Source organism: Streptomyces sp. DH37, assembly GCF_029813835.1.
In the GTDB taxonomy this organism is placed as follows: domain Bacteria; phylum Actinomycetota; class Actinomycetes; order Streptomycetales; family Streptomycetaceae; genus Streptomyces.
The window spans coordinates 24,299-30,932 of record NZ_JARVKV010000077.1 but is presented as its reverse complement, the minus strand read 5'-3'; the positions used below and the strand labels follow the sequence as shown (position 1 = coordinate 30,932).

6 protein-coding genes are annotated in these 6,634 nt (G+C 78.2%); 3 read left to right on the top strand and 3 right to left on the bottom strand.

From position 1 onward, the window contains the following. Positions 1–692: 692 nt before the first annotated feature. From QC029_RS26990 to QC029_RS26980, 3 genes are all read left to right on the top strand, one after another. A complete protein-coding gene (locus tag QC029_RS26990) occupies positions 693–1,757 on the top strand; it encodes a polyprenyl synthetase family protein (RefSeq protein ID WP_279558433.1) in 1,065 nt (354 codons plus the stop codon). A gap of 209 nt (positions 1,758–1,966) precedes the next feature. Beyond that, positions 1,967–2,227, top strand: a complete 261-nt coding sequence (locus tag QC029_RS26985) for an acyl-CoA carboxylase subunit epsilon (protein ID WP_279558432.1) — start codon at positions 1,967–1,969, stop codon at positions 2,225–2,227. Positions 2,228–2,271: 44 nt separating this feature from the next. Next, a complete protein-coding gene (locus QC029_RS26980; protein ID WP_279558431.1) occupies positions 2,272–4,233 on the top strand; it encodes an AfsR/SARP family transcriptional regulator in 1,962 nt (653 codons plus the stop codon). Here QC029_RS26980 and QC029_RS31235 read toward each other — a convergent pair. From QC029_RS31235 to QC029_RS26970, 3 genes are all read right to left on the bottom strand, one after another. Beyond that, positions 4,117–4,356 (bottom strand): DUF6269 family protein, encoded by a 240-nt coding sequence (locus QC029_RS31235; RefSeq protein WP_369281322.1) that lies wholly within the window; start codon positions 4,354–4,356, stop codon positions 4,117–4,119. The genes QC029_RS26980 and QC029_RS31235 overlap by 117 nt on opposite strands. A gap of 193 nt (positions 4,357–4,549) precedes the next feature. Beyond that, a complete protein-coding gene (locus QC029_RS26975; RefSeq protein ID WP_279558430.1) occupies positions 4,550–5,509 on the bottom strand; it encodes a LuxR family transcriptional regulator in 960 nt (319 codons plus the stop codon). Between the two features lie 269 nt (positions 5,510–5,778). Then, a complete protein-coding gene (locus QC029_RS26970; RefSeq protein WP_279558429.1) occupies positions 5,779–6,624 on the bottom strand; it encodes an ABC transporter permease in 846 nt (281 codons plus the stop codon). Positions 6,625–6,634: the final 10 nt, after the last annotated feature.

Below are 6,634 nucleotides of genomic sequence, written 5' to 3'. Positions count from 1 at the left end.
CGTGTCCCCGGCCGCGCCGCGGGCCGGGGGAGCGGGTGCGGGCGCCGCGCCCGGCCTCGCCCCTCCCTGCCCGCGGCGCCCCGCGGGCCCGGCGGGGCGCCCCGGTTCCGGCCGCGCCGGTGCCGGGGGGCGCCCGGTGGCGCCGTGCCGGCGCGGCGCCACCGCCGCCCCCGGCGGTACTCGCCGGGGGGCGGGGCGGGCGTGTGGTTGCGGAACAGTTCCGGCGGCGGCACGGGGTACCCGCCGGGGGCGGGCGTGGTGCCGCGCCGGGGGAACCGGCCGGTCCCGCCCGGTCCGGTCCCGCTCGGTCCGCGCCGGTCCGGTCCGCCCTGCGGGGGGCGGGTGGTTCCCGCTTCCCGTCGCCGGCCCGTCGCCGGTTCGGGGGCGGCGCGCGTCCGGGCGCGCGGCGCGGGAGGGGCGGGTCCGGCCGCGGCGGCGCCACCGGCCGCGGGGGCCGGTGGCGCGGGGGCGCGCCTGTTCCCGGCCCGGGTACCGCCCGGTCGTCTTCGCGGATCCCGGGTCCCGGGGGCCGGGCGGCGGGGGGTGGCACCTTCCTGTCAGGCCGGTTGTCCGCCCGATCGCCGGGCTGCCAGGGTGGCGGCGGAAGACAACCAGCCACGACACCAACCACGACTCCGACCACGACACCAACCACGACTCCGCCCCGCAGGCGCGACAGGATGGGTCTCCTCGTGACCGCAAAGCAGCTCTACGAGGCCCCGACATCCGCTTCGCCGGACGGCCGCCTCTCGTACTCCTCCGTGGTCCTGAGCCGGCTCGGCCCGAACCAGCCGGACTTCCAGGCCCGGCTGGGCGAGGCGCTGGCCGCTGCCGAGCGGCGGCTTCGGGACTGCTCCAGTGACTCGCCCGACCCCCGGGTCGCGGCGCTCACCGGGTATCTGGCGGCCACGGGCGGCAAGCGGCTGCGGCCGCTTCTGGTGCTGCTGGCCGCGGAGTTCGGGGATCCCGGGCGGGAGGGCGTCGGTCAGGCGGCGGTCGTCGCCGAGCTCGTCCACGTCGCCTCGCTCTACCACGACGACGTGGTGGACCGGGCGGTGGTGCGCCACGGCGCCTCCAGCGTCAACGCGCTGTGGGGCAACCGTCAGGCGGTCAGGGGCGGGGACTGGCTGCTGGCCCGGGCCGCCCGGCTCGCCGCCGACCTGGTGCCCGGGGCGTTCGGCCTCAACGCCCAGACGGCGAACCGGCTCGTCGCCGGCCAGCTGCGCGAGCTGGCCGGGCCCGCGCCGGGCGAGGACCCCGTCGAGCACTACTTCCAGGTGACCGCCGGCAAGACCGCCGCCCTGCTGGCCATGTCGCTGGGGATCGGCGCCCTGCAGGCCGGCGCGCCCGCGCCCGTCACCGACGCCCTCATCGACTACGGCGAGCAGCTCGGCATCGCCTTCCAGATCGCCGACGACCTGCTGGACCTCACCTCCCCCGAGGCGTTCACCGGCAAGGAGCAGGGCAAGGACCTGCTCGCCGGGGTCCCCAGCCTCCCGGTCCTGCTCGCCCGGCAGGACACCGATCCGCGCGGCGCCGAGCTGCGGGCGCTGATCGAGGCCGGACCCGCCGCCGGAGCCGGCTGGCACCGGCGCGTCCTGGAGCTGTTCTCCGCCTCGCGGGCCGCCATCCGCGCCGAGGCGATCATGCACCGGCGGCTGGCCCTGGCGAGGGAGGCGCTGGAGTTCCTGCCGCCGCGGCCGGCGCGGTGCACGCTCGACGCCCTCTGCGACTTCGTGGCCTCCCGGACCGGCTGAGCCGGGCGGAAGGAGGGGGAGGCGGCCATGCCGCAGCAGACAGCCCGCCGCGCCCGCCCGGGCCCGGCGGGAGGCGCTCTCGGGCGAGGCCCGGGCCGCCGGAGCGCGGCGCGCCGGGGGAGACCGCCGGCGCGTGGGCGCGCCGCCGCCCGCGCCCGCTCCGGCGGCCCGGGCACCCGCACGGCAATCCGCCCCGGTGAGGAGCATCCGTGTCCGCGACCGTGTTCGAGGGGCCGCTGGGCCCCGCCCTGTCCCAGGTGATCAGCGGCGGCCCGGCGCCGGAGGAACTGGCCGCCGTCGCCGCCCTGCTCGCTCCCCGGCCCGCCGCCGCCCGGTGGCGGCGGTCCTCGGCCCGGCGCCGGGCCGAGGGCGGGGAGGGCGCCGGCGGCGGGGGGCCCGCCGCCGTTCCGGGAGGGCCGCCCGGCCCCCCGCCGCCGGCCCGGCGGGCCGGCGGCACCGTCGTGCGGTAGGCGGCCCCGCACCGCAGCGGGCCCGCGGAAGGAGGAGAGGCCTCATGCACTTCACGGTCCTCGGCCCGGTGTCGGCCGAGGTCGACGGCCGCGCGGTCGACCTCGACGGCAGCAAGCAGCGCACCGTGCTCGCCGCCCTGCTGCTCGCCGACGGCAGGACGCTGACCGACGAGCGGCTGGCGGCGCTGCTGTGGGGCCCGGACCACCGGGCCGCCAGCACCAGCCGGCTGTACACCTACGTGTCGCGGCTGCGCACCCGCATCGGCCCCGGGCTGAGGCTGGAGCGGATCGGCCGCGGCTACCGGATGGACATCGGCGACGCGGTGTTCGACTGGGACCTGTTCCGGCGGCTGGCCGGCGCCGGCCGCGCCGATCTCCTGGCGGGCCGGTACGCCGGCGCCGAGCGGACCCTGGCCCGGGCGCTCGCCCTGTGGCGCGGCCCGGCCCTGCGCGATGTCACCGCCCACCTCGCCGACGCCGAGGCGCCCGGTCTGGAGGAGGCCCGCGTCAGCGCCCACGAGGACCACGCCGACGCCGCGCTCGCCACCGGCCGCGCCGCCGAGGTGGTGCCCGTGCTGACCGAGCTGGTCGCCCGGCATCCGGTGCGCGAGCGGATCCGCGGCCAGTTGATGGTCGCCCTCTTCCGCTGCGGCCGCCAGGCCGACGCGCTGGCGGTGTACGAGGAGGGGCGCCGGCAGCTGGCGGAGGAGCTCGGCATCGATCCCGGCCCGGCCCTGCGCTCCCTCCACCAGCAGATCCTCACCGGCACCCTGCCCACGGCCCGGGCCCCGCGGCGCCCCGCCGCCGCGCCGGCGGCGGGGCCGGGCGGCGGCGGGCACGGGCTGGTTCCCGCGATGCTGCCGGCCGGGGCCGGGGACTTCACCGGGCGCGCCGCCCAGACCGCGCAGGTGCTCGCCGCCCTCCACGCCCGCCAGGACGTCCTCCTCGCCGACGCCCCCGGCACCGGGAAGTCGGCGCTGGCGGTGCGGGTGGCCCGGCACTGCCGCGCCCGCTTCCCGCACGGCCTGCTCTACGCCGACCTGCGCGCCGCCGACGGCGCCGCCCGCGACCCCGCCGAGGCCCTGGGCTGGTTCCTGCGCGCCCTGGGCGTCACCGGCGCCCTGCCCGCCACGCTCGATGAGCGCACCCACCTCTACCGGACCCTGACCACCGGGCGGCGCCTGCTGGTGGTGCTGGACAACGCCGCCGACGACGCGCAGGTGCGTCCCCTGCGGCCGGGCGGCGGCGGCAGCCGCACCCTGGTCACCGGCGTCCGCTCCACGCTGGCGTCGCTGGAGGGCGTCCGGCTGGTCCGGCTGGGCCCGATGGAGGAGGGCGAGGCCCACCGCCTGCTGGCCGCCGTCGCGGGCGAGGAGCGGGTCGCGGCCGAGCCCGAGGCGGCCGCGCGGGTGGTGGAGGCGTGCGGCCGCCTGCCCCTGGCCCTGCGGGTGGCCGGGGCCCGCCTGGCGGCCCGTCAGCAGTGGCCGGTCGCCCGGCTCGCCGACCGGCTGGCCCCCCAGGAGCGCAGGCTGGAGGAGCTGCGCTTCGGCAGCCTGGACGTGCGCGCCAGCCTGCGCGCGGCCCTGGACCCGCTGGAGGGCGCCGCCCGGCGCGACTGCGGCCTCCTGGCGGCGGCCGGGCCCGCCCTGCTGACCCCGGTGAACACCGCCCGGCTGCTGGGCCTGTCCTGCGAGGAGGCCGAGGAGCTGCTGGAGTGCCTGGCCTCCTCGCAGGTTCTGGAGGCGCGCGGCGCCGAGGGCGGGGGGTGGCTGCGGTACTGCTTCACGCCGCTGATGCGGCTGGCGGTGCGGGACGGCGCGGCCCCGCGCGCCGCCGGGGCCGGCCCCGCCGCCCGCCGCCCGGCGCAGGCCGCCGCCCGGGGCCGCGCATCAGTCGCCGCCGGCCTGCCCCCCCTCCAGCCCGCCCGCCGGCAGGAACGCGCCGGGGCCCGGGCCGTGGTGTGCCTGACCCCGCTCCACCAGGTGCTCGACGTAAGCCGCCAGTAGCTCCGCCCAGGACCTGGCGCTGTCGTGCGCCGGCTCCCGGTCCGCGGTGCCCAGCAGCTCGATCCGCCTCAGAACCTCCAGAGGATGCTGAGCCTGGAACGGGCCCTCCACGTGGTCGTGCATCATCCCTCCCTGTGCTTCCCCGCTTCTGACCGGCCCCGCGCCCCCCAGGTTCGCACGGGCGTGCATACGCGTTCCTGCACCGGTCTGTACCGGCTCTGTACCCGCCCGCCCCGCCCCCGCGGGGGCGCGGGAACGCCCCCGCCCCCGCCGCGGGGGCGGGGGCGGGGGCGGGGAAGGGGGGCGCCGGGGCCGGTCAGATCAGCCCGACCTGCATGGCCCGGGCGCCCGCCTGGAACCTGCTGCGCGCGTCGAGCGCCGCCATCGCCGAGGCGACGTCGTTGCGCACCGTCCGGACGCTGCAGCCCAGCCGGCGGGCGATGGCGTCGTCGGTGAGGCCTTCGGCCAGGAGGCGCAGGACGATCTCGGTGCGGGGCCGGCGGGTGGTGGGGGCGCTGGGGATCCGCCCCAGCTGCCGTACCGCCGCCCCGTGCTCCCACAGCCGCTCCGCCAGGGCGCACAGCGGCTCCAGCTCCGCGGGGGAGCGCACCACGCGCGGCCCCTCCAGCTCGTCGATCACCACGGCCACCGCCCCGTCCATCACCATCGCCCGCAGCGGCACCGTGCCGACCGTGCGGGGCGGGAGGTCCTGCTGGGCCAGCCACTGCGCGTGGGCCAGGGCGGCGGGCGCCTGGAAGACCGAGGAGGACCACACCGCCCGCAGGCGCACCCCGCGCCGCAGCCCCATGTCCACGATGGGGCGGGAGAACTCCGGGCCGCCCTCGGCGTGGCCGGGGACGAGGAACACCACCTCCCGCTCGGCCTTGGCGACCATCCGCTCGATCACGGTGGAGGCGTCGGCCCGGCTCCCGCCGCCCTCGGCCGCCTCCCCGCCCCGCTCGGCCGCCCGCTCGTGCAGGGCGATGAACCGGTCGATCTCGACCGGGCGGGGCTGCGGTGAGCGGCCCTCGCGCATCGACCGGGCCAGCAGGGCCGGCAGGGCGATGCACGGCTCGACCGCGCGCAGCGCCGCGGGGTCGTCCTCGGAGACGCTGACGAGCCCCTCGGCCCGCAGTGCCTCCACCGCTTGCGCGACCTCCTGGACAGGCCATCCCATGGCCTGCGCCAGCGCCGGCGTCCGCCAACTCGTCCGCTGGAGCAGCTTGCGGTAGAGAAGCTCCGAACGCCCGTCCAGACCGATTCCGGATTCCGCCACGTCAACCTCTCGGAAGATGTCTTCCCGGGGCAGGTTCTGCCCGCCGACGTGGTCAACCTAGGCTCGAGCGGGCCGGCTCGGAACATTCGAACATCGGTTTCGACAGCTTGGTGCCACGGCGGCGCGGGTTTGCCCCGCCCGGCGGGCGGGAAGAGGGCACAACCGGCCACCGCCCCCGCCTCCGGGCCGCCGCCGCGCGGCAACCAGCGTGCCCCGGCGGGCGCGACGCCGCCGGGGCACGGGGGAGGGGAGCGGGGCGAGGGGGCGGGTCACATCACCCGGAAGGACCGCTTGGAGATCGGCGCGCACACGCACACCAGGGCCAGGCAGGCCGCGGCGGTGGCGAGCAGCTCCGCGAGGGTGATCTGCCCGCCGACCATGCTGCGCGTGGCGTCGTTGGCGTAGGAGATGGGGTTGGCCTGGGCGATCACCCGCAGCCAGGTGGGCATCGACTCGGCCGGCACGAAGGCGTTGGAGGCGAACAGCAGCGGGAAGGTGAGCAGCGTGGTGATCATGCGCAGCACGTCGCCGTTGCGGAGCACCGCGGCCATCAGGATGAAGATCCAGCTCATGGACCAGCCCACCAGCAGGCTCATCAGGATCGCGCCCACCACGCCGGCCACCCCGCCGGGAGGCGCGAACCCGAAGAGCAGCGCGGCCAGGACGGCGACGGCGATCAGCTGGTAGAGGGCCCGGGCGCCGTCGGCGAAGCTCCTGGCCAGCAGCACGCTGAACCTGTTGATCGGCATGGTGTGGAAGCGGGTGATCACGTCGTTGCGCAGGTCGTTGATGAGACCGTTGCCCGCCTGGGCGCCGGCGGCGACCGCGGTGATGATCATGATCGCGGGGGCCAGGTTGTCGATGTAGGCCATGTCGGTCGGCATACCGGGGGCGTCGCCCAGCACCTTCAGCACCCCGGCGAACATCAGCAGCATCACCAGCGGCTCGACGAAGGTGACGATGAGCACGCCGGCCTGCAGGTAGGGCCGCACCGAGCGGCCGGTGAGGGCGAGGGTCTGGGTGACCAGGCCGCTGGTGCCCCACTGGTCGGCCGGCCGCCGCCCGGGGGGCGGCGGCGTTCGCTGCTGGGTGGCCTCGGCCTCGGCGACCGTCATCGGTGCGCTC